Source organism: Agromyces sp. NPDC056389 (assembly GCF_042262385.1).
In the GTDB taxonomy this organism is placed as follows: domain Bacteria; phylum Actinomycetota; class Actinomycetes; order Actinomycetales; family Microbacteriaceae; genus Agromyces.
This window is the reverse complement of record NZ_JBHJPN010000001.1, coordinates 702192-728376: the sequence shown is the minus strand read 5'-3', so window position 1 is coordinate 728376 and position 26185 is coordinate 702192. Positions and strand designations below refer to the sequence as shown.

At 70.1% G+C, this 26185-nt stretch carries 19 protein-coding genes; 17 read left to right on the top strand and 2 right to left on the bottom strand.

Annotation, left to right across the window (positions count from 1 at the left end; translation table 11 throughout):
* Positions 1-130: 130 nt before the first annotated feature.
* The 11 genes from ACFCVM_RS03470 to ACFCVM_RS03420 all read left to right on the top strand — a co-directional run bounded on the left by ACFCVM_RS03470 (position 131) and on the right by ACFCVM_RS03420 (position 17383).
* Complete coding sequence (locus ACFCVM_RS03470) at positions 131-5437, top strand: Ig-like domain-containing protein (RefSeq protein WP_375836645.1); 5307 nt, start codon at positions 131-133, stop codon at positions 5435-5437.
* 43 nt (positions 5438-5480) lie between these two features.
* Positions 5481-6449, top strand: a complete 969-nt coding sequence (locus ACFCVM_RS03465) for an AAA family ATPase (RefSeq protein ID WP_375833881.1) — start codon at positions 5481-5483, stop codon at positions 6447-6449.
* A 62-nt stretch (positions 6450-6511) separates the two neighbouring features.
* Complete coding sequence (locus ACFCVM_RS03460; protein ID WP_375833878.1) at positions 6512-7813, top strand: DUF58 domain-containing protein; 1302 nt, start codon at positions 6512-6514, stop codon at positions 7811-7813.
* Entirely contained in the window at positions 7810-10317 is a 2508-nt protein-coding gene (locus tag ACFCVM_RS03455) for a transglutaminase domain-containing protein (protein ID WP_375833876.1), read from the top strand. Before ACFCVM_RS03460 ends, ACFCVM_RS03455 begins: the two co-directional genes overlap by 4 nt.
* A gap of 43 nt (positions 10318-10360) precedes the next feature.
* Positions 10361-10861, top strand: coding sequence for an FHA domain-containing protein (locus ACFCVM_RS03450; protein WP_375833873.1), 501 nt, complete (start codon positions 10361-10363; stop codon positions 10859-10861).
* Between the two features lie 161 nt (positions 10862-11022).
* Positions 11023-12486 carry a 3-isopropylmalate dehydratase large subunit gene (leuC, locus tag ACFCVM_RS03445; protein WP_375833870.1) on the top strand — a complete coding sequence of 488 codons (1464 nt, stop codon included), beginning with the start codon at positions 11023-11025 and terminating at the stop codon, positions 12484-12486.
* Between the two features lie 2 nt (positions 12487-12488).
* A complete protein-coding gene (leuD, locus tag ACFCVM_RS03440; protein ID WP_375833867.1) occupies positions 12489-13109 on the top strand; it encodes a 3-isopropylmalate dehydratase small subunit in 621 nt (206 codons plus the stop codon).
* On the top strand, positions 13106-14473 hold the full coding sequence (murA, locus tag ACFCVM_RS03435; RefSeq protein WP_375833865.1) for a UDP-N-acetylglucosamine 1-carboxyvinyltransferase: 1368 nt from the start codon (positions 13106-13108) through the stop codon (positions 14471-14473). Before leuD ends, murA begins: the two co-directional genes overlap by 4 nt.
* Before the next feature lie 40 nt (positions 14474-14513).
* On the top strand, positions 14514-15257 hold the full coding sequence (locus ACFCVM_RS03430; protein WP_375833863.1) for a lysophospholipid acyltransferase family protein: 744 nt from the start codon (positions 14514-14516) through the stop codon (positions 15255-15257).
* Positions 15247-16395 (top strand): NAD(P)H-dependent glycerol-3-phosphate dehydrogenase, encoded by a 1149-nt coding sequence (locus ACFCVM_RS03425; RefSeq protein ID WP_375833861.1) that lies wholly within the window; start codon positions 15247-15249, stop codon positions 16393-16395. Before ACFCVM_RS03430 ends, ACFCVM_RS03425 begins: the two co-directional genes overlap by 11 nt.
* Positions 16295-17383, top strand: coding sequence for a D-alanine--D-alanine ligase family protein (locus ACFCVM_RS03420; protein WP_375833858.1), 1089 nt, complete (start codon positions 16295-16297; stop codon positions 17381-17383). The genes ACFCVM_RS03425 and ACFCVM_RS03420 overlap by 101 nt, the downstream gene beginning before the upstream one ends.
* 75 nt (positions 17384-17458) lie before the next feature.
* Here ACFCVM_RS03420 and ACFCVM_RS03415 read toward each other — a convergent pair whose 3' ends face one another.
* Positions 17459-17989, bottom strand: coding sequence for a DUF3515 domain-containing protein (locus ACFCVM_RS03415; protein WP_375833856.1), 531 nt, complete (start codon positions 17987-17989; stop codon positions 17459-17461).
* A 209-nt stretch (positions 17990-18198) separates the two neighbouring features.
* Here ACFCVM_RS03415 and ACFCVM_RS03410 point away from each other — a divergent pair, with 209 nt between their 5' ends.
* Together ACFCVM_RS03410 and thiL are read left to right on the top strand one after the other, a co-directional pair.
* Positions 18199-19929: a VWA domain-containing protein gene (locus tag ACFCVM_RS03410; protein WP_375833853.1), complete on the top strand. Its 1731-nt coding sequence runs from the start codon at positions 18199-18201 to the stop codon at positions 19927-19929.
* A gap of 25 nt (positions 19930-19954) precedes the next feature.
* Positions 19955-20965, top strand: a complete 1011-nt coding sequence (gene thiL / locus ACFCVM_RS03405) for a thiamine-phosphate kinase (protein ID WP_375833851.1) — start codon at positions 19955-19957, stop codon at positions 20963-20965.
* Here thiL and ACFCVM_RS03400 read toward each other — a convergent pair.
* On the bottom strand, positions 20935-21528 hold the full coding sequence (locus ACFCVM_RS03400) for an RsmD family RNA methyltransferase (protein ID WP_375833849.1): 594 nt from the start codon (positions 21526-21528) through the stop codon (positions 20935-20937). The two genes, thiL and ACFCVM_RS03400, sit on opposite strands and share 31 nt — an antisense overlap.
* Before the next feature lie 71 nt (positions 21529-21599).
* On the opposite strand from ACFCVM_RS03400, the gene ACFCVM_RS03395 reads away from it, so the two are divergent.
* From ACFCVM_RS03395 to ACFCVM_RS03380, 4 genes are read left to right on the top strand one after another with little or no spacing between them, the layout of a single operon-like run.
* The gene (locus tag ACFCVM_RS03395; protein ID WP_375833846.1) at positions 21600-22406 is read left to right on the top strand and encodes a tetratricopeptide repeat protein; all 807 of its coding nucleotides are present in this window, start codon (positions 21600-21602) and stop codon (positions 22404-22406) included.
* Positions 22403-24640: an ATP-dependent DNA helicase RecG gene (locus tag ACFCVM_RS03390; protein ID WP_375833844.1), complete on the top strand. Its 2238-nt coding sequence runs from the start codon at positions 22403-22405 to the stop codon at positions 24638-24640. The genes ACFCVM_RS03395 and ACFCVM_RS03390 overlap by 4 nt, the downstream gene beginning before the upstream one ends.
* 51 nt (positions 24641-24691) lie before the next feature.
* Entirely contained in the window at positions 24692-25183 is a 492-nt protein-coding gene (coaD, locus tag ACFCVM_RS03385; protein ID WP_375833841.1) for a pantetheine-phosphate adenylyltransferase, read from the top strand.
* Between the two features lie 26 nt (positions 25184-25209).
* Positions 25210-26184 carry an AAA family ATPase gene (locus ACFCVM_RS03380; protein WP_375836644.1) on the top strand — a complete coding sequence of 325 codons (975 nt, stop codon included), beginning with the start codon at positions 25210-25212 and terminating at the stop codon, positions 26182-26184.
* The last annotated feature ends 1 nt before the right edge of the window (position 26185 follow it).

Sequence of the window (26185 nt, the reverse complement as noted above, 5' to 3'; positions counted from 1 at the left end):
TCTTTACGTGGGGAGTCCTCCCCATGCCGAGGCGGAACGCGGTCGTGTTAGCGTGTACCCCGGTGTGGGGTACAGCTTCGACGCCGTATCGAGCTTCGAACCACGATCAGGGGAGTGACCGGTGAGTGCCATGGCGTCGTGGTTGCGCACGCGCAAGGCCGCAGCCTCGACCGTCGCGATCACCTTGCTCGCCGGCGTTCCGCTGACCTTCGCGGTGCTTCATCAGGGTTTTCCGGTGACCGATGTCGATCTCGCGGCGCGCGAGGTCTGGGTCACCAACGGAAAAGAGCTGCTCGCGGGCCGGCTCAATCGGCAGATCGAGGAGCTCGATGCCGCGGTGAACACGGCGTCGAACGCGTTCGACGTGCTGCAAGACGGAGAGGACGTCTTCCTCTACGACGAGAGCCTCGGCTCGATCGAGCGCATCGACCCGGCGTTCACGACGTTGGGGCAGGGCGTCGCCGCGCCCCCGGGGTCGGAGGTCGCGCACGGCGGCGAGACGCTCGCGATCCTCTCGCCGAAGGGTGAGCTCTGGGTCACGAGCGCGGCCGGCGAGCTCCAGTTGAACCCGGCCGACACCGAGCCGGCCGCCCAGCTCGGCAAGGGCTCCCACGTCGCGGTCTCCAAGGAGGGCGTGGTCTTCGCGAGTTCCGCAGAGGACGACGAACTCGTGAAGGTCGAATCGCCCGGCGCCGACCCCGAGATGAGCGACCTGCCGGCGATCGGCGAGCACCAATTGTCGGTGGTGGGCGATGAGCCGGTGGTGCTCGACACCGACGAGAATGCCGTCGTCATCGGCGGCACCGCTCGGAAGCTCGAGGAGACGGCCCTCAAGATCCAGCAGGTCGGCGTCGAGACCGACTCGGTACTGCTCGCGACGGGGGACTCGTTGTTGAAGGTGCCGCTCGGCGGTGGCGACGTCGACGTCATCGCCGCCGACATCGACGCCCCTGTGTCTGGGGCGGATGTCTCGAGCCCCGTCTGGCTCGACGGCTGCGCCCACGGGGCATGGGCGGGCGTCGGCCGATACGTCAACGTGTGCGACGGGCAGAAGCCCGAGGTGCAGTCGATCGAACAGGTCACGACAGGCTCGCGACTCGAGTTCCGGGTGAACCGCAGTGTCATCGCCCTGAACAACCTGTCGAACGGCAACGTGTGGCTCGTCGACTCCAACATGCGGTTGGTCGACAACTGGGACGAGGTGACGCCGCCCGACGAGACCGACGCCGAAGAGGGCGACGAGAAGGCCTCGCAGCAGACCTTCGAAGACACGCTGGCCGAGCGCAGCGAGACCAACCGTCCGCCCACTGCGCGCGACGATGCCTTCGGCGTCCGTCCCGGCCGCACCACCGTGCTCGAGATCCTCGAGAACGACACCGACCCCGACGGCGACGTGCTCACCGCGACGAACATCAGCGAGATCTCGGAGCAATCGGGCCGTCTCGAGGTCATCGACGGGGGTCGTGCCCTGCAGTTCACCCCTGCTCCGGGTGCCGCGGGCACGGTGTCGTTCCAGTACACCGCCGACGACGGCAGGCTGGGCGTGGCGCAGGCCCAGGTCGACGTGACGATCCGGCCGGTTGCCGAGAACAACGCTCCCGTCGCCATTCGCGAGGGTGCGATCAGCGTCGAGCAGGGCAAGTCGATGGGCTACAACGTGCTCGCCGACTGGCTCGACCCCGACGGCGACGACGTCTTCCTCGTGAGCGCTTCGCCGACGAGCGGTGACTCCGTGCGCTTCGCGCCCGACGGTTTCGTCACATTCGAGCACAAGACGGGCGAACTCGGACCGAAGGAGGTGCAGTTCGTCGTCTCCGACGGCACGCTGACCTCGGCCGGGGTGCTCACCGTCGACGTCAAGGAGCCGGGCGCGCTGAACCCCGTCGGGACCCCCGACTTCGCCGAGGTGTTCGCCGGTGAGACCGTCGTGGTCGAGCCCCTCGTGAACGACCTGAGCCCGTCGGGGGAACCGCTGGCGCTCCTCGGCGTCGAGAACGCCTCCTCAGCCGCGACCATCACGCCGAACCTCGATCGAGGTGTGATCTCGTTCAGCTCCGACCAGGTCGGCAGCCACATCTTCCTCTACAACCTCGGTGCCGGTGCTGCAACGAGCGTCGGGCTCATCCGCGTCGACGTCAAGGAGGTCCCGGGGGAGTCGCCGCCGCCGATCGCGGTCAAGGACACGGCGTACCTCCGCCCCGGCGAGCCGACGACGCTGGCGATGCTCACCAACGACGTGTCGCCGAGCGGGCGCGTGCTCGCGGTGCAGACCGTCGACACCGAGGCATCCGGCGACCTGCTCTCGGTCGAGGTGCTCAACAACACCGTCGCGCGCATCACGGCCTCCGAGGCGATCACCCAGCAGCTCCAGTTCGAGTACACGGTCTCCGACGGCATCGCGAGTTCGACGAGCACCGTGACCGTCGTGCCCGTGCCGCCGCTCGTCAAGCACCAGCCGCCCGTGGCGACGGATGACTCGGTGACGGTGCGCGCGGGCGACATCGTCACCGTGCCGGTGCTCGAGAACGACTACCACCCCGATGCGGCGCCGCTCACGCTCGATGCCGAGCTCGTGGACGTGAGCGGAGCCGGCGGTCTCGTCTTCACCGCCGACGACACCGTGCGCTATCAGGCGCCGAGTGAGCCCGGCGTCTACACCGCCTCCTACCGGGTCTTCGACGACTACGAGCAGTCCGCCTCCGCGGTCGTGCGCTTCACGGTCGTCGGCCCCGATGCGAAGGGCAATCGGGCGCCGTTGCCGTTGCCGCTCACCTCGCGCACCTTCGAGGGCACCGCGGTCAAGATCGACGTTCCGCTCGACGGCATCGACCCCGACGGCGACTCCGTCACGCTCGTCGGCATCACGACCCCGCCCTCGCTCGGCAAGATCGTCGACATCGGCAGCACGCACATCAGCTACGAGGCCTACGCGGGGTCGGCAGGCACCGAGTCCTTCACCTACGAGGTGGCCGACACCGCCGGCAAGTCCGCGACCGGCACGATCCGCATCGGCGTGATCCCACGTCCCGCAGAGGCGCTTCCGCCGAATGCCGTCGACGACGTCGTCGAACTGCGACCCGGTCGCCGCGCGGCGATCGACGTGCTCGCCAACGACTCCGACCCGAGCGGGTATCCCATCAAGGTCGCGAAGAAGCTGCCCGAGGTGGGCGAGGGCCTCACCGCGAGCGTGAAGAACAACCGGGTGCTCGTCGAGGCACCTGACGCAGAGGGCGGCAACTCGGTCAGGTACGAGATCACGAACGGGCACGGCGGCGCCGACGGTGCGTTCATCCAGGTCCTCGTGACCGAAGACGCGAAGATCGAGCCGCCGACCGCGCACGACCAGGTCGTCGAACCCAAGCAGGTGGCCGACAAGAGCTCAGTCACCGTCGACCCGCTGAAGGACGCGCAGAACCCCGGTGGCCTCGTCGAGGACCTCGTGGTGACCGTCGAGGGCCCCAATTCCGAGAACGCCGAGGTCATGACCGACGGGACCGTCAAGGTCACGCCGACCTCGAAGCGCCAGGCGATCGCCTATCGACTCACGAACGAGGTCGACGAGCTCACGGCGATGGCATTCGTGATCGTGCCGCCGAAGACCGACCCCGACGATGCGGAGAAGAAGGAAGCCGAAGAGACGTTCCCTCCGCCGTATCTCGCGGAACTCGGCCCGCAGATCGTTCGGATGAACGGCACCATCTCGTGGAGTGTGGGCGATATCGTGATCGTGCCGTCGGGCAAGCCCGCGCGCATCCTCTCCGCGACGTCGACGAACGGTGACGGCTCGTCGCCGATGACCGACGCCTCCACCTTGACCTACAAGCCGGCAAAAGACTTCCGTGGCCAGTCCGCGGTGACCTTCGAGGTCACCGACGGCGAGAGCGCGAGCGATCCGAAGGGCCGCAAGGCGTTCCTGACGATCCCCGTCACCGTCGGCGACCCGAACTTCGAAGACGTGCCGCCGACCTTCACTCCACGTTCGATGAAGATCGAAGCCGGTGAGGCCCCGCAGCAGATCGACCTGCGCCAGTCGAGCGGCCACCCGAGCGACAAGGTGCTGCAGGAGCTCTCGTACAACGGCCTCCAGGGCCAGAACGCCGACTTCTCGGCCGGTATCAGCGGCTCGATGCTCACGGTGAGCTCGCCGCTCGGCGTGCAGCCCGGAACGAAGACCACGTTGACCTTCACCGTCGATTACAAGGAGTTCTCGGTGCCCGGCTCGATCGACGTCGAGGTCGTGAGTTCCTCGCGACCCAAGGCAGTGCCACGCGACGACGGGCCCATCGAGATGCTGCGCAGCGACTCGCAGACGATCGACGTGCTCGCCAACGACCTCAACCCATTCGAGGCGGAGGGAACCCCGCTCCGCGTGGTCGACGCGCAGATCGACCAGCTGTCGGTGGGCAGCACCGCGACCGTGAGCTTCACCTCGACGGGCATCACCGCGAAGACCGGGCCCACCTTCACGGGGGAGTTGAGCATCGTCTATCGGGTGCAGGACGGCACCAAGGATCCGGCGCGCGAGGTGCAGGGCCGTGTCACGGTGATCGTGCGCGCTGCGCCCGATGCCCCTGCAGCGCCGCAAGCCACCGCCGGCGACGCCTCGGCCTCGGTACGGTGGCAGACGCCGGCGACCAACAATTCGCCGATTCTCGACTACACCGTGAGCTGGTCCGGTGGGAGCAAGACGTTCCCCGTCAGTGCTGCCGGCACGTACCAGGCGATCCCGAATCTGACGAACGGACAGGCCTATTCGTTCACCGTCACCGCGAGGAACAAGATCGGGAGTTCGGCGGCGTCGTCGGGCAGCAACACGGTGACCCCGTACGGCACGCCGAGCGCGCCCCGGACCGTGACGATCTCGAAGAGCGGTGACGCCCCGGCGACGCTGACCATGCGGTGGGCTGCACCGTCGGACACCGGCGGCGGAGCGATCGAGTACCGGTGGCGACTGAACGGCGGCGGCTGGAACGGGACGAGCTCGACGTCGGCGTCCACGGGCGGAGCTGGCGCCGGAACCTGGACCGTCGAAGTGCAGGCGATCAACAAGGGCAGCGGCAATGCCGGGCCGGGAGACAGCGCGTCGACCGTGGTCAACGACCCGCCGCCCCCGCAGCCATCGGGTTCGATCGGCAAGGGCCCGAGCATCGGGTGCCAGAGCGGCGGAAGCGGGTGCGCCGAAGTACGCATCACCTGGAATAATCTCGACCCGGGCAACTACAGGGTCTATGCGCTGGCCGGGGGTTCCGCCGTGGGCTCCTACAAGGGCACGTACAACAACCTCGGTGCGAGTGGTCGACTCCAATTGCAGAATCACCTCGGAATCCGCAACGACACCGTCGCCGTACGGTTCGAGGACATCGGCGGCGGCACCTCGGTGACACTGGGTGCGATCAGCGGTGCCCAGTGGAACAGCATCGGATTCAACACGTGGTGACCCCGTGCCACCAACACAGCCCGAATACCTCAGAGGAGCAAACATGGCAGTGACACAGGAACAGGCGGATTGGTTCGCCGACGCCTTCGCGAAGCTCGTCGACAATGTCGACCAGGCGATCCTCGGCAAGCGCGAGGTCATCCGGCTCGTCGTGATGGCATTGCTCAGCGACGGCCACGTGCTCCTCGAAGACGTACCGGGCACTGGCAAGACGGTGCTCGCCAAGGCGCTCGCCAACACGCTCGACGGCTCGAACTCGCGCATCCAGTTCACCCCCGACCTGCTGCCGTCGGATGTCACCGGCGTGACGATCTACGATCAGGGCAAGGGCGTCTTCGAGTTCCACAAGGGCCCGATCTTCGCCTCGATCGTGCTCGCCGACGAGATCAACCGAGCGAGCCCGAAGACGCAGTCGGCGCTCCTCGAGGTCATGGAGGAGGGGCGGGTCACCGTCGACGGCGTGAGCCACGACGTCGGTCGTCCGTTCATGGTCATCGCGACCCAGAACCCCGTCGAGCAGGCGGGTACCTACACACTCCCCGAGGCGCAGCTCGACCGATTCCTGATCAAGACCTCGCTCGGCTACCCCGACCACAACACTGCGGTCGCGCTGCTCCTCGACTCGTCGAACCGGGCCCGTGCGTCGAAGGTCTCGCCGATCATCGCCCCGGGCTCGGTGGCGGCGATGGCCCAACTGGCCTCCGAGGTGTTCGTCGACGCATCCGTGCTCGCGTACCTCAACCACATCGTGACCGCGACGCGCTCGCACAAGGACTCGACCCTCGGCGTCAGCATGCGCGGCGCGCTCGCGCTCGCGCGTGCCGTCAAGACGTGGGCGCTGTCGCAGGGCCGCACCTACGTGACGCCCGACGACGTGCGGGAGCTCGCCGTGCCCGTGCTCGCGCACCGCATCATCGTCGACCCCGAATCGGACTTCGCCGGCGTCACCGCTGAAGACATCGTGAGCCGCGTCCTGGTCGACATCGAACCCCCCGCCTACCGCGCGGCATGACGAAATCCGCCGCGCCCGAACGCCAGACGGCTCCTCTGCGCGATGGCATGACGAGTGCCGCCATGCCCGAACGCACAGAGACCGCTCCGCACGTGCCCTCGCAGGCCGCCATCGCCCTGCGGGGTCTGTGGCGCGCCGTCGCGGGCGGCGTGCGGAACGCGTTGCGGCTGTCGGCGCAGGCCCTCGGCCGCGTGTTCGGGTTCGCGGCGCCGGTCACGAGCGTGATCTCGCCCCTCGGCTGGATCGTGCTCGCCGGCGCGGTCGTGGCATTCGCACTGAGCCGTGTCTTCGGCTGGATCGAGTTCGGATTCGTCGGCGCGACGCTCGCCGCGGCGCTGCTCGTGGCGGTCGCGTTCGTCTTCGGCCGGGCGAACTTCAGCGTGCACATCGAGCTGAACCCGCACCGCGTCGTCGCTGGCGAGCGGGCGCTCGGCCGCATGCTGGTGACGAACATCGCGGCGAAGTCCTCGATCCCGTCGCGTATGGAGCTGCCGGTCGGCGGCGCTGTCGCCGAGTTCGTCGTTCCGGTGCTCGCGCCGGGGGCCGAGCACGACGAGCTCTTCGCCGTGCCGACGCATCGACGCGCGGTCATCGTGGCGGGTCCGGCCATCACGGTGCGCGGCGACCAGCTCGGGCTGCTTCGACGCACCGTGCGATGGACCGATGAGGTCGAGCTCTTCGTGCACCCTGTGACGGCGCGGCTGGCACCGAGCGCCTCCGGCCTGGTCCGCGACCTCGAGGGCGAGGTCACGAAGACGATCACGAACGACGACATCTCCTTCCACGCCCTGCGTTCGTACGAGCCGGGCGACGCCCTGCGAAACGTGCACTGGCGGACCTCGGCGCGCACCGGCCAGTTGATGGTCCGGCAGTTCGAGGAGACGCGTCGCTCGCAGCTGACGATCGTGCACACGACCGATCGCGCCGCATATGTCTCCGAAGACGAGTTCGAGCTCGCCATCTCCATCACTGCGTCGATCGGAGTCCAGGTCGTGCGCGATGGAACCAGGATGAGCATCGTGAGCGAGCGGATGCCCCTCTCCACCGCCACCCCGACGTCGCTGCTCGACGACACCTCGCGCCTGGTCGAGACCTCGGGCGACCACGCGAACCTGCGAGACTTCGCGAGGGACGCGACGAAGCGTCTCCCGCCGCCGAGCGTGGTCATGATCGTCGGAGGCTCGCAGGTGCCGCTCGCCGACTTCCGCGCTGCCGAGAGCGTCTTCGGCCTCGACACGCAGACCATCGGATTCCGTGCCGAGTTCGGTGCGCCGTCGCGGATCGCGAAGGTCTCCGGGCTCACCGTCGTCACGATCGGTGCGATCGGCGATCTGCCCAGGGTGATGCGGAGGGTGCGGCCGTGACCGAATCCACGACTCCTGCCCAGTCCGTCCCCACGGCTCCCGCCGCGCAGTCCGTCACACGGCCGTTCCCGGCGCGGGCATGGCCCGACGTGGCGATCATCTCGGTCCTGTCGCTCCTCGGCGTGATCGGCTACGAGACCTCGTTCGGCGACTACAACTTCCTGGTCGCCGGCATCGGCGGTCTCGTCGTGGGCACCGCGTTCGGCGTGCTCGGCTACGTGCTCCGGCTCGGCGTCGTCACCAACGTGCTGGCCGCGCTCCTCGGTTACTTCCTGTTCGGCAGTGCGCTGACGATGCCGGCCCAGTCGTTGTTCGGTGCGGTGCCGAGCCTCGAGACGCTCGCGGGGCTCGCGCTCGGTGCCGTCTGGGGCTGGGCGGACATCGTCACGCTCCAGACTCCGGTCGAGGCCCCGTACTACATCCCGGTCGTGCCGTACTTCGCGACGTGGCTCGTCGCACTGGTCGGCACGATGCTCGCGAGCCGCTGGCTCGCGGTGCGTCGGTCGCCGCTCCGGTCGAGCGTGCTGCTCATCGGCCCGGCCCTGCTCTTCCTCTCCGGCATCCTGCTCGGCACCGACGAGACCTATTTCGCGGGGGTCCGCGGCGTCGCGTTCGCCGCGATCGCACTCATCTGGCTCGGTTGGCGCCGGCACGCCGTTCCGGCGGCGGGCGAGGGAGGAGCGAATCGACTCCAGCGCCGCAAGCTCGCCGGTACCGGCATGCTCGTCACCGGCGCGGTACTCGTCGGTGCGCTCGCGGGAACCGCGCTCGCCCCGACGCAGCCCGATCGTTTCGTGCTGCGCGAGGAGATCACGCCGCCGTTCGATCCGCTCGCGTTCCCGAGCCCGCTCGCGGGGTTCCGTGCCTACACGAAGGACCTCGCCGACACGCCGATCTTCACGGCAACCGGACTCGAGCCGGGCGACGTGATCCGGCTCGCGAGCATGGACTCGTACGACGGCCGGCTCTGGAACGTCGCCGGGCCCGACGACATGGCCTCGTCCGACGGCGGCTTCGAGCTCGTCGGCGAGACGCTGCCGCTGCCCGACCTCATGCGCGCGGGCGGTGACCGTACGGCGGAGATCGAGATCGCCGACTACGACGACGTCTGGCTGCCGGGCGTCGGGTATCCGACCCGACTGAGCTTCGACGACGCCGAAAGCGTCGCCGGGGCGGGCGACCTCCGCTACAACCCGTCGACCGGCACCGCGGTGCTCACGAGCGGGGTCGACGAGGGATACCGGTACACGATCGACGCGACGCTGCAGAAGGGTGTCGACGACGACGACCTCGTCGACACTCCCGCGGCCCAGATCGACCTTGCTCCGGTGGAGAACACGCCCGATGTCGTCGTCGCGAAGGCGCAGGAGTTCGCCGGTGGCGCCGAGAGCCCCATCGAGCAGCTGCGCGCGATCGAGACGGCGCTGAAGACCCAGGGATTCCTGAGTCACGGCCTCGCCTCCGACTCCGTGCCGTCCCGCGCCGGGCATGGAGCCGACCGCATGATCGAGCTGTTCACGCGGAGCCAGATGGTCGGCGACGAGGAGCAGTACGCCTCCGCCATGGCCCTCATGGCCAGGTACCTCGGGTACCCGGCGCGAGTCGTCATGGGCTTCGCCCCCGAGATCGGTGAAGACGCCGATTCGGTCGAGGTCGTCGGCGACGACGTCACGGCCTGGGTCGAGGTCGCGTTCGACGACGTCGGCTGGGTGGCGTTCCACCCCACGCCCGACGAGACCGACATCCCGCAGGACCAGACGCCGAAGCCGAAGTCGGAGCCGCAGCCCCAGGTGCGCCAGCCCCCGCGTAGCGACAACGAGGACGAGGACCTGCTCACCGCGGTCGAGATCGACGACAGCGACGACGAGAAGAAGAACCAGCCGTTCGCCATCCCGCTGTGGGCATGGGTCACGGCGGGGGTGGTCGGCATTCCGTTGCTCCTGTGCTTCGGAGCGATGCTCGTGATCGCCGCGATCAAGGCGCGTCGTCGACAGCGGCGCCGGAACCGGGGAACCGGAGACCGGCGCGTCGCCGGAGCCTGGGACGAGATGACCGACGAGTTCGCAGAGCTCGGCTTCGACGTGCCTCGCGCCGGGAGCCGCCGGCAGGTCGCCGCCGTGATCGAGCGTCAGCTGCGCGAGCAGGGGCTCGGCGACGCCCGAGGAACGCACACCGACACCGGTCCGGTTCGCGTCGTCCGGGCCGACGGGCCCGCGAGCGGTATCCGGGTGATGCCGTTGGCCGATGCCACCGACCGGGCGGTCTTCGGAGGCCAGGAGATCGAGCAATCGGTCGTCGACGAGAGCTGGAGTGCGGCCCTCGAGTCCGTCGGACTCGCGCGCGCGGCATCCGGTCGCCTCAGGCGCCTGTTCAGCCGTTTCCGCATCCGTTCGAAGCGGGACTGGGCGAAGGTGGACATCTCCGGAGCCGCACCGACCACGCCGGCGAAGACAGCCGGGCGCGCGAAGCCCGGCGGCGAGGCCGCAGCACCCGCAACAGGATGACGCGGGGCTGCGGCGCCGCCGCGTGCTCGCCTAGAGTGGAGCCGTGGAGCACGAGGGGTTCATCGTTCCGCCTCCGGGGTTGATACCAGACACGGTCGAGGCGCCGCCGCGGCCTGCGCCCGCCGTGGCGCCGGCCGCTTTCCCGACGTTCACGCCGGTGGCACCCGCCCCGCCGCCGCAGCCGGTCGTGCCCGAGGCCCAGGCCGTGCCGCACGGCCCGTGGATCCTCTCGCTCGACGACGGTCAGCGGTTCCAGGTCGGCGGGTCGCTCGTGCTCGGCCGCGATCCCGCGCCCGTGCCGGTGCGCCCGCACGCGGTGCTGGTTCCCGTCGTCGACGCCGCGAAGTCGGTGTCGAAGACCCACGCGATCGTCGACCTCGAGGGTGCGGAGCTCTCGATCACCGACCTGCACTCGACCAATGGCGTGCTCGTGACCGATGCGCACGGCGTCGAGCGCGACCTCGATCCGGGTGAGCGCGTCGTGCTCTCGCCGGGCGATCGGTTCGAACTCGGCACCTTCGCGGTGCGCGTCGAGCGCGCCTGACCGTTCGCCGACATCTGGCAGGGCCGACGTTTCCGAGGTGTTAGCCTGAAGTTGTGCGCGCACGACTTCTCCTTCGTTGCCGCGGCGGGGCTTCGTTCTGAGGCCTTCCCCGCCGCGGAGTCTGTCGTCGGCTGACCCCTGGACCTGAGGAAGACGAACGCATGAACACAGCACCCACGAACGTCGCTGTCGCGGCGGCTGAACGCCCGCGCACCCTGGCCGAGAAGGTGTGGAACGCCCACCTCGTCAAACAGGGCGAAGACGGCACGCCCGACCTGATCTACATCGACCTGCACCTCGTGCACGAGGTGACGAGCCCGCAGGCCTTCGACGGCCTGCGCATGGCCGGTCGCCCGGTGCGCCGGCCCGACCTGACGATCGCGACCGAGGACCACAACACCCCGACGCTCGACATCGACAAGCCGATCGCCGACCTGACGAGCCGCACGCAGATCGAGACGCTGCGCCGCAACGCCGCCGAGTTCGGGATCCGCCTGCACTCGCTCGGCGACAAGGAGCAGGGCATCGTGCACGTCGTCGGCCCGCAGCTCGGCCTGACGCAGCCGGGCATCACGGTGGTCTGCGGCGACTCGCACACCTCGACGCACGGCGCGTTCGGCGCCATGGCGTTCGGAATCGGCACGAGCGAGGTCGAGCACGTGCTCGCAACGCAGACCCTGCCGCTGAAGCCCTTCAAGACCATGGCGATCAACGTCGAGGGCACGTTGCGCCCCGGAGTCACCGCGAAGGACATCATCCTCGCGGTGATCGCCAAGATCGGCACGGGCGGCGGTCAGGGATACGTGCTGGAGTACCGCGGCAGTGCGATCCGAGCCTTGTCGATGGACGGCCGCATGACGATCTGCAACATGTCGATCGAGGCGGGTGCGCGCGCCGGGATGGTGGCGCCGGATGCCACGACGTACGCGTACCTCGAGGGCCGAGACCACGCACCGTCGGGCGCCGACTGGGACGCCGCCGTCGCCTACTGGGACACGCTCGCGACCGATGCGGGCGCCGAGTTCGACGCCGAGGTGTTCATCGACGCCGACACGCTCGAGCCCTTCGTGACCTGGGGCACGAACCCCGGTCAGGGCGTCTCGCTCTCCGAGACCGTGCCCGACCCCGCAGCGATCGACGACCAGCACGAGCGGGCCGCCGCCGAGCGCGCGCTCGAGTACATGGCGCTCGAGCCCGGCACGCCGCTGAAGGAGATCCCGGTCGACGCCGTCTTCATGGGCTCGTGCACCAACAGCCGCATCGAGGACCTGCGGGCCTTCGCATCGATCATCAAGGGCAAGCAGAAGGCCGAGGGCGTGCGCGTCATGGTCGTGCCCGGTTCGGCTCGCGTCCGGCTCGAGGCCGAGGCCGAGGGGCTCGACAAGGTCTTCACCGATTTCGGTGCCGAATGGCGCTTCGCTGGCTGCTCGATGTGCCTCGGCATGAACCCCGACCAGCTGGCACCGGGCGAGCGCTGCGCCTCGACTTCCAACCGCAACTTCGAGGGGCGCCAGGGCAAGGGCGGCCGCACGCACCTCGTGTCGCCGCTCGTCGCCGCCGCCACCGCCATCCGCGGCACGCTGTCGAGCCCGTGGGATCTGCAGACCGAAGGGGAGGGGCACTGATCATGGAGAAGATCTCCGCCGTCACCGGCACCGCGGCGCCGTTGCGCCGATCGAATGTCGACACCGACCAGATCATTCCGGCCGTCTTCCTCAAGCGCGTCACGAAGACCGGATTCGACGACGCCCTCTTCTACGCGTGGCGCCAGGACCCCGACTTCGTGCTCAACCGCCCCGAGCACCAGGGCGTGAAGGTGCTGATCGCGGGCCCCGACTTCGGCACCGGTTCGAGCCGTGAGCACGCGGTGTGGGCGCTGCGCGACTTCGGCTTCGACGTCGTCATCAGCTCGCGGTTCGGCGACATCTTCCGGGGCAACGCCGGCAAGCAGGGGCTGCTCGCCGCACAGGTCGCCTACGAAGACGTCGAGCGGCTCTGGGAGGTCGTCGAGGCCGACCCGGGAATAGCGGTGACGGTCGATCTGGTTGAGCGAACAGTGACCGTAGGGTCGCTGAAGGTGCCGTTCGAGATCGACGACTACACTCGGTGGAGGCTGCTCGAGGGGCTCGATGACATCGGGCTCACCCTCAGAGATGAAGCAGCAATCGCCGAGTTCGAGTCTCATCGAGAGTCGTGGCGGCCGAAGACGCTCCCCATCCGGGAGCCGGCGGAATCAGGGAGTCTGTGAACACACTCGGGCAAGATGCCAAGAACCATGGAACGGCAGTCGGGTTGAACGTCGACAAGATCACGATCAACGGTGGCAAGCCGCTCCGCGGTCGCATCGAGTTGAAGGGCGCGAAGAACCTCGTCACGAAGGCGATGGTCGCGGCCATCCTCGGCGACACTCCGAGCGTGCTGAAGGACGTTCCGAACATCAGCGATGTCCGGATCGTCCGCGGCCTCCTCGAAGTGCACGGCGTGAGCGTGACGCAGGGCGTCGAGGGCGAGCTCATCCTCGACCCTTCGGCGGTCGAGACCGCGCACATGGCCGACATCGACGCGCACGCGGGTTCCAGCCGCATTCCGATCCTGTTCTGCGGCCCGCTGTTGCACCGGCTCGGCGAGGCGTTCATCCCAGACCTCGGTGGGTGCCGCATCGGCGACCGTCCGATCGACTACCACCTCGAGGTGCTGCGCAACTTCGGCGCCATCGTCGAGAAGCTGCCGAGCGGCATCCGCATGTCGGCGCCGGGCGGCCTGCACGGCGCCAAGGTGTCGCTGCCCTACCCGAGCGTCGGGGCGACCGAGCAGGTGCTGCTGACCGCGGTGCTCGCAGACGGCATCACCGAGCTCTCGGGCGCGGCGATCGAGCCCGAGATCATGGATCTCATCAACATCCTGCAGAAGATGGGCGCCATCATCACGGTCGACACCGACCGGGTCATCCGCATCGAGGGCGTCGAGAAGCTCGACGGCTACACGCACCGCGCGCTCTTCGACCGCAACGAGGCCGCGAGTTGGGCCGCTGCGGCGCTCGCGACCGAGGGTGACATCTTCGTGGGCGGCGCGCGCCAGCCCGAGATGCTCACCTTCCTCAACGTCTTCCGCAAGGTCGGCGGTGCCTTCGAGATCGAAGAGGACGGCATCCGCTTCTTCCACCCTGGTGGCGAGCTGAAGCCCGTGATCATCGAGACCGACGTGCACCCTGGCTTCATGACCGACTGGCAGCAGCCGCTCGTGGTCGCCCTCACGAAGGCGAAGGGCGTCTCCATCGTGCACGAGACCGTCTACGAGCAGCGGTTCGGCTTCGTCGACGCGCTCGTCGAGATGGGCGCATCGATCGACGTGCACAAGGAGTGCCTCGGCTCGGCGGCCTGCCGCTTCGGGCAGCGCAACTTCAAGCACTCGGCGATCATCTCGGGCCCGACGAAGCTCACGGGCGCCGACATCGAGGTGCCAGATCTTCGCGGCGGCTTCAGCCACCTCATCGCGGCACTCACGGCCGACGGCCGCTCGACCGTCTCGAACGTCGGGATCATCGCGCGCGGGTACGAGAACTTCATCACGAAGCTGGAGCTCCTCGGGGCGGACTTCGAACTCGAAGGATAATGGGGGAGTGCCACACGACGACACTCCCTCGACGAGCCCCGTGAAGTCACGTTCGGAGACCCGCCGACCGTCGTTCTTCTGGTTGCTCGCCGCCATCGCCCTCCCGCCGCTGAGCCTCGCGGTCCGCTATCGGTTCCACCATCGCGAGCGGATGCCCCAGTCGGGTGCGTTCGTGCTCGCGCCGAACCACTACAGCGAGATCGACCCGCTCGTGATGGGCGCAGCCGTCTGGAAGCTCGGCCGCGCGCCGAGGTTCCTCGCGAAGGCGTCGCTCTTCAAGAACCCCGTGCTGGGCTGGCTCCTGCGCACCTCCGGGCAGATCCCGGTCGAGCGGGCAGGGAGCAAGAGCCACCGGGCCCTCCGCGCAGCCGAGGAGCTCGTCGAGAAGGGCCGCATGGTGGTCGTCTACCCCGAGGGCTCGCTCACCCGCGACCCCGACCTGTGGCCGATGCGGGGCAAGACGGGCGCGGTGCGCATCGCGCTCGAGCGCGACATCCCGATCATCCCCGCTGCTCATTGGGGCACGCAGGAGCTCATGCCGCGCTACGGCAAGAAGCTCCACCCGTTCCCGCGCAAGACGATCGACGTCATCATCGGCGAACCGCTCGACCTCAGCGCCTACCGAGGCAAGCCGCTCGACCAGCGCACGCTCCTCGCGGCGACCGGCGAGCTCATGGACGCGATCGCGGAGCTGCTCGCAGAGCTCCGCGGCGAGCCGGCGCCGGCCGAGCGTTGGGATCCGACGCAGCACGGCCAGAAGGAGACCGGTCGCCTTGAAGACTAGAGTTCCCGCCAAGTCCGGCCGCAAGGCAGTAGGCAAGCGCGTCGCCGTCCTCGGCGCCGGCAGCTGGGGCACGACGTTCGCGAAGATCCTCGCCGACGGCGGCGCCGACGTCGTGCTGTGGGCGCGGCGCCCCGAGCTCGCACGCGAGATCCAGGAGGCCAAGCGGAACAGCGACTACCTCCCCGGTGTCAACCTGCCGCTCGGGCTCCGGGCGACGAGCCGACTCGATCTCGCGCTCGCCGGCGCGGAGCAGGTCTACATCTCGGTGCCGAGCCAATCGCTGCGCGAGAACCTCGCGGTCATCGCGCCGCACCTGCACGCACAGGCATCCGTCGTCTCGCTCATGAAGGGCGTCGAGAAGTCGACCGGCAAGCGCATGAGTGAGGTCATCGCCGAGGTGCTGCGCATCGACCCCGCGCAGATCGCGGTGATCTCGGGGCCGAACCTCGCGCTCGAGATCGCGAAGGAGCAGCCGACGGCCGCCGTCGTGTCGTCGACGAGTCTCGAGACGGCCCAGGCCGTGGCATCCGTCGCCCGCAACCGGTACTTCCGCTCGTTCGTGAACACCGACGTGATCGGCACCGAGTTCGGCGGCGTGCTGAAGAACCTCATAGCCGTCGCGATCGGCATCGTCGACGGCGTGGGCTACGGCGAGAACACGAAGGCGTCGATCATCACCCGCGGCCTCGTCGAGATGACGGACTTCGCGGTCGCCTACGGGGCCCACCCCGAGACCCTCGCCGGTCTCGCGGGGCTCGGCGACCTCATCGCGACGAGCCAGTCGCCGCTCTCGCGCAACAACACCGCCGGGCGGCTGCTCGGCCAGGGCTACCACCTGAACGACGTCGTCAATCAGATGCAGCAGACCACCGAGGGGCTCGCATCGGTCGGGCCGATCCTCGAACTGGCGCGTGCGATGGGCGTCGACATGCCCATCGTCGAACAGGTTCGGCAGGTGCTCGCGGGCACCCTCGATCCGAAGGACATCGCGCCCCACCTCACGACAGACGACGAGCCGCAGGGCGAAAGGACGATCGATGGACAAGCTCAGAGTGGTTCTGCTGTTCGGAGGGCGTTCCAGCGAGCATTCGATCAGCTGCGCAACGGCGGGCGGGGTGCTGCGGGCGATCGACCGTAGCCGGTACCAGGTGATCCCGGTCGGGATCACCCACGACGGCGCGTTCGTGCTCGAGTCCGACGACCCCGACCGCTTCGCCCTCGACCCGGCGCACCTGCCCGAGGTCGTCGACAACGGCAGCCGGGTGCGCTGGCCCGAGAGCGCGTCGTCGCGCGAACTTCGAGTGACGGATGCTTCGGGCGAGCGCTCGCTCGGCGACGTCGACGTGGTCTTCCCGATCCTGCACGGTCGCTTCGGCGAAGACGGCACGGTGCAGGGGCTGCTCGAGCTCCTCGGCCTGCCCTACGTCGGCAACGGCGTGCTCGCCTCGTCGATCGGCATGGACAAGCACTTCACGAAGACCGTGCTCGAGGGCGCCGGCATCGCGGTGGCGCCGTGGGTGACGCTCACCCGATCCTCACTCGACGAGAACCGCGAGCTGTGGGAGCGGCGCACCAAGGCGCTCGGCCTGCCGGTGTTCGTGAAGCCCGCACGCGCCGGCTCCTCGGTCGGCGTCACGAAGGTGGCCGACTGGTCGGAGCTCGACGCCGCCCTCGAGACCGCCTTCGCCGAAGACGGCACCGTGCTCGTCGAGGCCGCGGTCATGGGACGTGAGATCGAATGCGGCGTGCTCGGCGGCGCCGGGGCATCCGTTCGCGTGAGCGTCGCCGGCGAGGTCGTCGTGACCGGCCGCGAGTTCTACGACTTCGAGGCGAAGTACCTCGACGCTCCCGGCGTCGAGCTGATCTGCCCGGCCGAGCTCGGCGACGGCGAGCTCTTCGAGCTGCAGCGCGTCGCGCGCCACGCGTTCGAGGCGATCGGCGGCGAGGGACTCGCTCGCGTCGACGTGTTCCTGACCGACGAGGGCTTCGTCGTGAACGAGATCAACACGATGCCGGGCTTCACGCCCATCTCGATGTTCCCGACGTGCTGGCAGCAGTCGGGGCTCGCCTACCCCGACCTGATCGCCGAGCTCATCGACGGCGGGTACGCACGCGGCAGCCGCTGAGCGCGCCCGGCGCCTGAGCGCGCCCGGCGCCTGAGCGCGCCCGGCGCCTGGCGGCCGCGGCAGTAGCCGTGGCCGTCAGCCCGACGTGTCGTCGAACGTCTCGTCGAGCGTCGTGCAGCCGCCGTCGGCCGGGATCACCGAGACCGCCGACGCGAGTTCGGTGATGACGGTCGTGCCGGAGACGACGTCGTTGTCGACGAGCACCTCGACGGCCGGCGAGCGCCCGTACGTGGTGAACAGGTAGTTCGGCTTCTGCGACTCGTCGATGACCCAGTCGACGCCGTTGACGCTGACGCAGCGATCGGTCGTCGGGCCGGGCGCCTCGGCGCCGCAGCGCAGGATGACGGATGCCGGTTCGCCCCACGCGCCCGTGCCCTGGGCGTTGGTCTCGCGCTGCTGCTGCTCGGCCTCGGTGTCCTTCGCGAGTGCGTCGGGCAGCCGCACGACGACGGCCGCACAGGCGGGATCGCTCGCGAGCGGCGCCGTCTCGATCGGCACGGCCTGGCTGCAGCCGGTGAACACGAGCACCGATGCGGCCACGGCGACGACGGCGGTGAGCGCGCGGATTCCCGGGCGGGACCGGGTGAGGGCGGGTGAATCAGGCATCCCGATCAGGCTATCGCGACTGCGTCGTCGGAAAGCTGGGCGCCGCCCGTCGAGCGAGCCGTCGGCAACTCGGGAGTGCGACGAACCGCTCCGGATGTAATGATTGCTTACCAATGCAAGCGGTGCACCCCGCCGTCGAAACCCCTGACGAGCATCGCGGCATTCCCGAGCGCTGATCGAGAGCGCTCACCGCCGAGCAATGGAGCACGATGAGTCGTCGAAGCGAACGCGAGCAGAGCCGGAAACGCCGGCGCCGGACGACCACGGTCCTCGCCGCGGCGATCGCCGTCATCGCCCTCGTCGGCGGGGTCGGCGCGGTCGGCACCGCATGGGCGACGGGCGGACTCGACGACTGGATCGACCCGGTGCCCGAGTGCACGACGCCGGTCGAGCTGACCGTCGTCGCCGATCGGGCGATCGCGGCGACCGTGCAGGCCGTCGCCGCCGAGTACGACGCGACCGAGGCCGCGTGCTCGCGAACCGAGGTGCTCGCCCAGGAGTCCGCAGACACGGCGGCCGTGCTCGCCTCCGGCAACGCGACCGAGGTCGACGCATGGATCCCCGATTCCCCGGTCTGGCTCGTGCGGATGTCGAGCATGGCGCGTTCGCTGGGGCGCCCGGTACCCGACATCGCGCTCGAGCGGTCGATCGCGACGAGTCCGGTGGTCTTCGCGGCGCCCGTGAGCCGGGCCGAGGAGTTCGCCGGTCGTGAGCTCAGCTGGAAGGGCCTGCTGAACGACGAGTTCCCGGCGCTGCTTGCCGACCCCGAGGCGTCCTCGGCGAGCCTGAATGCGCTCCAGTCGCTCGAGAGCCGGGCCGACATCACCCAGCCGAGGCAGTTCCAGAACGCGATGTTCCGGTTGAACGGCGAGGTTCCGGCGAATGCGGATGCCGCGTTCGCCGCGCTCAGCGTCAAGGCGCCGGGCACCGTGGCGATCGCGAGCGAGCAGCAGCTCGCGCTGCACAACCGCAAGGCGGGCGCCGAGCCGCTGCTCGCGCTCTACCCGAGCGACGGCAGCCTCGCCCTCAGCTATCCGTTCCTGCGACTGCTCGACGAGAGCGAGCTCGCGAAGCACCTGCGCGACGGCGATTCCGACGAATCCGACCCACAGGCGGTCGAGCTCGCGAGCCGCGCCCACGAGCTCAGCGCGCTGAAGATCGCGCTCTGGAAGGCGAAGGACCGCTTCGCGACCGACGGGTTCCGCGACGGCCGAGGCGGCGGCGAGCTCGAACAGGACGGCGTGGTCGAGGCACCCGTCGAGGTGAGTTCGGCCGCGGCATCCGCTCAGGTGGCGATCCTGCGCACCTGGGGCGTCGTGAGCGTGCGCTCTCGCATCTTGACGGTCATCGACCTGTCGGGATCCATGGAGGAGCCGACCGTGTCGGGGCAGCGCCGCATCGACGTGCTGCAGCAGGCGGCCGCGACGACGCTCGCGCAGTTCTCGGGTCAGGTCGACCTCGGCGTCTGGGGCTTCTCGACGCTGCGCGCCGGTGCGCAGGACTGGGAGTCGCTCGCGCCGATCGACCGGCTCTCGAACGATGCGCACAAGCAGCTCGTGACCGACGTGATCGCCTCGTTGCCGGCGCGCCTCGGCGGCGCCACCGGCCTCTACGACACGACGCTCGCGGCCGTGCAGAGCGTGCGCGAGCAGTACGACCCCGAGAAGGTCAACTCGGTGCTGCTCTTGACCGACGGCCGCAACGAGGACGAGAACGGCATCTCGGGGGAGCAGCTGCTCGCCGAGCTCGCGGCGCTGAACGACCCGGCCAGGCCCGTGCCGGTGACGCTCGTCGGCATCGGGCCCGACACCGATCTCGACGCCATGCGGCGGATCGCCGAGGCGACGGGAGGAGCCGCATTCTCGGCCGCCCGCCCCGAGGACCTGAGCGTGGTGCTCACCGACGCGCTCTCGCAGCGGGCCTGCCGGCCCAACTGCTGAGGACGGGGACGCTAGCGTGAAAGGCATGCACGAGCCCGAGCGCGCCGCCCCCGCATCCCAGCACCGAACCGTCGGCGAACTCGGCGAGGATGCCGCGCTGGCGCTCATCCTGCCGCGGCTGCGTCCGGCGCACGCGGCACTGCTCGGCCCCGGCGACGATGCCGCCGTGGTCGCCGCGGCCGACGGGCGGTTCGTCGTGACGACCGACCTCATGGTGCACGGCCCCGACTTCCGGCTCGCCTGGTCGACGCCGTTCGAGCTCGGCTGGAAGGCCGCGGCCACCAACCTGACGGACGTCGCGGCGATGGGAGCCCGGCCGACCGCGCTCGTCGTCGCCATCGCGGCCCCGCCGTCGCTCGACGCCTCGGTGCTCGAGGGCATCGCCGACGGGCTCCGCGAGTGCCTCGCCGCCCTCGCGCCGGGCGCCGGGGTCGTCGGCGGTGATCTCACCGCCTCCGCGGTGCTGACGATCGCCGTGACGGCGTTCGGCGACCTCGAGGGGCGGCCGCCGGTGACCCGCAGCGGCGCCCGCCCGGGCGACGTCGTCGCCCATGCCGGTGCTCGAGGCGACGCCGCCCGCGGTCTCGCCCTGCTCTTCGACGAGGCGACGGATGCCTCGGGCGAACCCGACCCCGACGCGGCCGACGAGCTGCGCGCCCGCCACCCCGGCCTCATCGCCGCGCAGCTGGCGCCGTCGCCCCCCGTCTCCGCCGGAGTCGCGGCAGCCGTGTCCGGAGCGACATCGATGCTGGACGTGTCCGACGGGCTCGCCCGCGACGCGCGTCGCATCGCCCTGTCGAGCGGTGTCGGCATCGACTTCTCGGCCGCGGCGCTCGGGCCCGACACCCGGCTCGCCCTCGCGGGCGGCGAAGACCACGGACTGCTCGCGACGTTCCCGCCGGGCGCTCTCCTGCCCGAACCGTTCGAACGCATCGGGCACGTGACCGATGCCGAGGGCCGGCTCTTCGTCGACGGCGTCGCGATCGACTCGGCCGGGTGGGATCCCTACTCGGGATGGGACGGGCGCACGGGCTGAGCCGTGGTGGCCCACCAGAGCGTCGTCTCGCCGTAGTCGCGGCGACGTTCGGGCTCGATGCCGTCGGGCCATGCGGGCTCGGGGGAGCGGGAGCTCCGTTCCACCATCACCACGGCGTCGGGCGCCAGCAGCGGCGCGAGCAACTCGAGGTCGCGCGCGAGCGCGGCCTCGTCGAGGTCGTACGGCGGGTCGATGAACGCGAGGTCGACGCCGGCTGCGGCGGTCTCGAGGTAGGCGGCCACCGGACGCACGGCCACGCGGAGGTGCGGTCGATGCCCGCCCCTCGCCGCCTTCAGCAGGGCATCTGCGTTGGCACGGCACACGTCGGCGGCGGGCTTGGCGCGTTCGACGAGCACGACGTCGGTCGCGCCGCGGCTCGCGGCTTCGAGCCCGAGCGCGCCCGAACCGGCATACAGGTCGAGCACGCGTGCGCCGTCGAGGGCATCTCGCGCCTCGAGTGCGGAGAAGATCGCCTCGCGCACGCGGTCGCTCGTGGGACGGGTGCCGGAACGCGGCACCCGGAGGGTGAGTGAGCCGGCGAATCCGGCGATGATGCGGGTCATGCTCAGGCGAGCATAACGGGCGACCTCTCGGCGCTGCCATGAGGGGCTCTCGGCGCTGCCATGATGGGAGGGTGGATGACTCGACCGACCAGGTGCCCGCCGAACCGTCCCGACACCGCGGCGCCGAACAGCAGATGATCGACCGACTCTGGGACTTCGGGGACCCGGCTGCCAGCGAGGAGCGGTTCAGGGAGGCCGCCGACGACGACGGCAACTCCGCGCACCTGCGCGCCGTGATGGCGACGCAGCTCGCCAGGGCGCTCGGCATCCAGGGCCGCATCGACGAGTCGCTCGCCGTGCTCGACGACGTGGCGACGGGCGTTCCCGCCGGTGACGGCGGCAAGGACGCCGCAGAGCTCCGGGCACGCGTGGCGATCGAGCGGGGCCGCCTCGCGGCATCCGCCGGGCGCCCTGCCGACGCGGTGCCCGAGCTGACCCGCGGCGTGCGCGAGGCGGCGCTCGCCGGATCGACATTCCTCGTGCTCGACGCCCTGCACATGCTGGCGCTGAACGACGCCGGACACGAGGAGGAATGGGCGGCCGAGGGGTTCGACGTGCTCGACGGCGTGCGGGACGCACGCCAGCTGCGCTGGGGCGTGGCCCTGCACAACAACCTCGGCTGGACCATGCACGACGGCGGCAGGGCCGAGGCGGCGCTCTCGCACTTCGAGCAGGCCGTCGTGGCTGCTGACAGCTATGGCACGGCCGAGCAGCGACACGTCGCCCGCTGGTCGGTCGCGAGGTGCCTGCGCAGCCTCGGACGCACCGACGAGGCGCTCGCGATGCAGCAGGAGCTCGCAGTCGCCCGCCCGAACGACCCGTACGTGCAGGCGGAGCTCGCCGCGCTGACGGAGGCGGAGCCTACGATCGAGCCATGACCGAGGGGCGCGAAGCGACGACGGGCGGCGAGATCCCACCCGGCTCGTTCACCCTCGATTCCCGCTTGTCGGGGGCGCTCGGCGGCCGCACGGCGCAAGCGTTCGAGCGCGGCTTCGGACACCGCACCGTCGGCGATCTCCTCGCCCACTACCCGCGGCGCTACGCCATGCGAGGCGAGCTCACCGCGCTCGCGACGCTCCCGCTCGACGAGAACATCACGATCATCGCCGAGGTGATCGAGGTCGGCGAACGGTCGATGCGCGCCCGCCGCGGGTCGATCGTCGAGGCGAAGATCACGGATGGCACCGGCGTGCTCACGCTCACGTTCTTCAACCAGCGCTGGCGCGCCGCAGACCTGCGGCCGGGCCGACGCGGGATCTTCGCGGGCAAGGTGAGCGACTACAAGGGTCAGCGCCAGCTCGCCCACCCCGACTACGAGCTCTTCGACGACGCCACGCCACTCGAAGCCGGTGATGCGGCGGCCAAGCGGTGGGCCGAAGCCCCGATCCCGATCTACCCCGCGACGAGCACGCTCGCGAGCTGGCAGATCGCGAAGGCCGTCGAACTCGTGCTCGACGGCCTCGCCCCGCTCGACGACCCGCTGCCCGACTCGGTACGCGCGGCGAAGTCGCTCCTCGCCCACCGCGAGGCGCTCGAACTCGTGCACCGGCCCGTGCGCGACGGTGACTGGAAGCGGGCCCGCGGCACGCTGCGCTTCACCGAGGCCTTCGTGCTGCAGACCGCACTGCTCGAGCGCCGCGCCGAACTCCGCACGCACACGACCGTCGCGCGAACGCCCGTGCCCGGCGGCCTGCTCGAGCGGTTCGACGCCGCACTGCCGTTCACGCTCACCGGCGACCAGATCGACGTGGGCGGCGAGATCGCGCACGACCTCGGCGAGCCCGTGCCGATGAACCGGCTCGTGCAGGGCGAGGTCGGCTCGGGCAAGACCGTCGTCGCGCTCCGTGCGATGCTCGCCGTCGCCGACTCGGGCGGTCAATCGGCGCTCCTGGCACCGACCGAGGTGCTCGCCGGCCAGCACCTGCGTTCGATCGCGAAGATGCTCGGGCCCGATCTCGCGGCCGAACTCATGCCGACCCTCCTCACGGGTCAATTGCCCCTCGCCGAGCGCAAGAAGGCCCTCCTGCGCGCTGCAGCGGGCCAGTCCCGCATCGTGGTGGGCACGCACGCGCTGCTCGGTGACAACGTCTCGTTCGCCGATCTCGGCCTCGTCGTCGTCGACGAGCAGCACCGCTTCGGCGTCGAGCAGCGCGAGGCGCTGCGGCTCAAGGGGCAGAGTCCTCCGCACGTGCTCGTGCTCACGGCCACGCCGATCCCGCGCACCGTCGCGATGACGGTGTTCGGCGACCTCGACGTGTCGACGATCCGCGAGCTCCCGGCCGGCCGCGCAGGCATCACGTCCCAGGTGGTGCCGCTCGCGATCCGGCCGACCTGGCGTCCGCGCATCTGGGAGCGGCTCGCCGAAGAGCTCGCGCTCGGCCGGCAGGCGTTCGTCGTGTGCCCCGCCATCGAGGCGAAGGTCGTCGAAGACGAGGGGCCGGCCGGAGCAGCAGGAGTCGTGTCGGCCGACGGCGAGGGCCAGACGGATGCCGCGGCGCCCGTGGCATCCGTCGTCGCCGTGCTCGCGGAGCTCCGCGCCCACCCGCGCTTCGCCGAGACGCGCATCGCGCCATTGCACGGTCGGATGTCGGCCGAGGAGAAGGATGCGGCGATGCGCGCCTTCTCGGCCGGCGAGATCGACGTGCTCGTCGCGACCACGGTCATCGAGGTCGGCGTCGACGTGCCGAACGCAAGCGCCATGGTCGTCGTCGACGCCGACCGGTTCGGCGTCTCGCAGCTGCACCAGCTTCGCGGCAGGGTCGGCCGGGGCTCGGTGCCGGGCCTCTGCCTGCTCGTGACCTCCGCCGTGCCCGGGTCGCTCGCCCTGCAGCGCGTCGAGGCCGTCGCCGCGACCCTCGACGGCTTCGAGCTCGCCCAGGCCGACCTCGAGCTGCGGCAGGAGGGCGACGTGCTCGGCGCCGTGCAATCGGGCGGGCGCTCGTCGTTGAAGCTGCTGAAGGTCGCCCGCGACGGCGACCTCATCGCCGAGGCGCGCGAGATGGCGCACGAGGTGCTCGAGGGCGGCGACGGACTCGCATCGCATCCCGCGCTCGCGGCCGCGGTGCGCCGCCGTCTCGACGAGGAGACGAGCGGATACCTGAGCAAGGGCTGAGACTCTCCACAGCCCCTCGCGCGAGGCTTCGCGGGCAGTACGCTGTTGCGTATGCAGCGGATCGCCGTCGTCCCAGGATCGTTCGACCCCGTCACGCTCGGCCATCTCGACGTCATCGAGCGGGCGGCGGGGCTCTACGACGAGTTGCACGTCGTCGTCGTGCACAACCCCGACAAGTCCGCCCTCCTGCCGATCGCGCAGCGGGTCTCGCTCATCGAGCGATCGATCGCCGAAGCCGGCATCCGCGGGCGCATCGTCGTGGCGTCATGGAGCATGGGACTCCTCGTCGACTACTGCACCGATGTCGGCGCCTCGGTGCTCGTGAAGGGCGTGCGCTCGCAGCTCGACGTCGCATACGAGACGCCCATGGCGATCGTCAACCGTCACCTCGCGGGGGTCGAGACCGTGTTCCTCCTGCCCGACCCGGCGAACGCCCACGTCTCGAGCTCGCTCGTGCGACAGGTCTCGGCGCTCGGCGGCGACGTCGCACCCTACGTGCCGACCGCGGTGGCCGAGTACCTCCAGGCGGCGATGACGCCATGACCGAGACCACCGCCGTTGCGGCGCAGATGGGCATCGACGAGGTCGGTGCGCGCGCGGCCGCCATCGTGCAGAACGTCGAGGCGGTCATCGCGGGCAAGCGCGAGGCCGTCACGAGCGCACTCACCGTGCTGCTCGCCGAAGGCCACCTCCTCATCGAAGACGTGCCCGGTGTCGGCAAGACGATGCTCGCGAAGACCCTGGCCCGCTCGGTCGACGCGACCGTCAGCCGCATCCAGTTCACGCCCGACCTGCTGCCGAGCGACGTCACCGGCGTCTCGGTCTTCGACCAGGCGAGCCGGCGCTTCGAATTCAAGCGCGGGCCGGTGTTCGCGAACATCGTGATCGGCGACGAGATCAACCGCGCGAGCCCGAAGACCCAGTCGGCGCTGCTCGAGTGCATGGAGGAGCGCCAGGTCACCGCCGACGGCACGACCTACCGCCTCGAGCCGCCGTTCACCGTCATGGCCACGCAGAATCCCGTCGAGATGGAGGGCACCTATCCGCTGCCCGAGGCCCAGCGCGACCGGTTCATGGCGCGCATCTCGATGGGCTACCCCTCATCGGCCGACGAGCTGGCGATGCTCTCCACCCGAGAGACGTCGAGCCCGCTCGACACGCTGGAGCCCGTCGTCGACCTCGACGAGCTGCGCGGCATGATCGAGGCGGTGCAGCACGTGTTCACGTCGCAGCCCGTCAAGGAGTACGCCGTCGACCTGGCGCGCGCGACGCGCGAAGACCGTCAGCTGCGGCTCGGTGCGAGCCCGCGGGCCACGCTCCAGCTCATTCGCGCCGCGAAGGCGCACGCGGCGATGCACGGCCGCGACTTCGTGCTGCCCGACGACGTCGACGCGCTCGCCGTGCCGGTGCTCGCGCACCGTCTCGTGCCCACGAGTCGAGCGGTCGGGGCGCACGACCGCGACAGCGGGCCGCTCATCGACGCCATCGTGCGCCGCATCGTGGGGGAGACGCCGGTTCCGGTCGGCAGCGCGCGAAGGAACTGAC

What these genes read in the sequence shown, in the direction of transcription:
- ACFCVM_RS03415 (WP_375833856.1), bottom strand. Translation starts at nt 17,989, where the DNA reads ATGCCTGATTCACCCGCCCTCACCCGGTCCCGCCCGGGAATCCGCGCG.
- leuD (WP_375833867.1), top strand. Translation starts at nt 12,489, where the DNA reads ATGGAGAAGATCTCCGCCGTCACCGGCACCGCGGCGCCGTTGCGCCGA.
- ACFCVM_RS03470 (WP_375836645.1), top strand. Translation starts at nt 131, where the DNA reads ATGGCGTCGTGGTTGCGCACGCGCAAGGCCGCAGCCTCGACCGTCGCG.
- ACFCVM_RS03380 (WP_375836644.1), top strand. Translation starts at nt 25,210, where the DNA reads ATGGGCATCGACGAGGTCGGTGCGCGCGCGGCCGCCATCGTGCAGAAC.
- thiL (WP_375833851.1), top strand. Translation starts at nt 19,955, where the DNA reads ATGCACGAGCCCGAGCGCGCCGCCCCCGCATCCCAGCACCGAACCGTC.
- leuC (WP_375833870.1), top strand. Translation starts at nt 11,023, where the DNA reads ATGAACACAGCACCCACGAACGTCGCTGTCGCGGCGGCTGAACGCCCG.
- ACFCVM_RS03420 (WP_375833858.1), top strand. Translation starts at nt 16,295, where the DNA reads ATGGACAAGCTCAGAGTGGTTCTGCTGTTCGGAGGGCGTTCCAGCGAG.
- ACFCVM_RS03465 (WP_375833881.1), top strand. Translation starts at nt 5,481, where the DNA reads ATGGCAGTGACACAGGAACAGGCGGATTGGTTCGCCGACGCCTTCGCG.
- ACFCVM_RS03410 (WP_375833853.1), top strand. Translation starts at nt 18,199, where the DNA reads ATGAGTCGTCGAAGCGAACGCGAGCAGAGCCGGAAACGCCGGCGCCGG.
- ACFCVM_RS03460 (WP_375833878.1), top strand. Translation starts at nt 6,512, where the DNA reads ATGCCCGAACGCACAGAGACCGCTCCGCACGTGCCCTCGCAGGCCGCC.
- coaD (WP_375833841.1), top strand. Translation starts at nt 24,692, where the DNA reads ATGCAGCGGATCGCCGTCGTCCCAGGATCGTTCGACCCCGTCACGCTC.
- ACFCVM_RS03400 (WP_375833849.1), bottom strand. Translation starts at nt 21,528, where the DNA reads ATGACCCGCATCATCGCCGGATTCGCCGGCTCACTCACCCTCCGGGTG.
- ACFCVM_RS03390 (WP_375833844.1), top strand. Translation starts at nt 22,403, where the DNA reads ATGACCGAGGGGCGCGAAGCGACGACGGGCGGCGAGATCCCACCCGGC.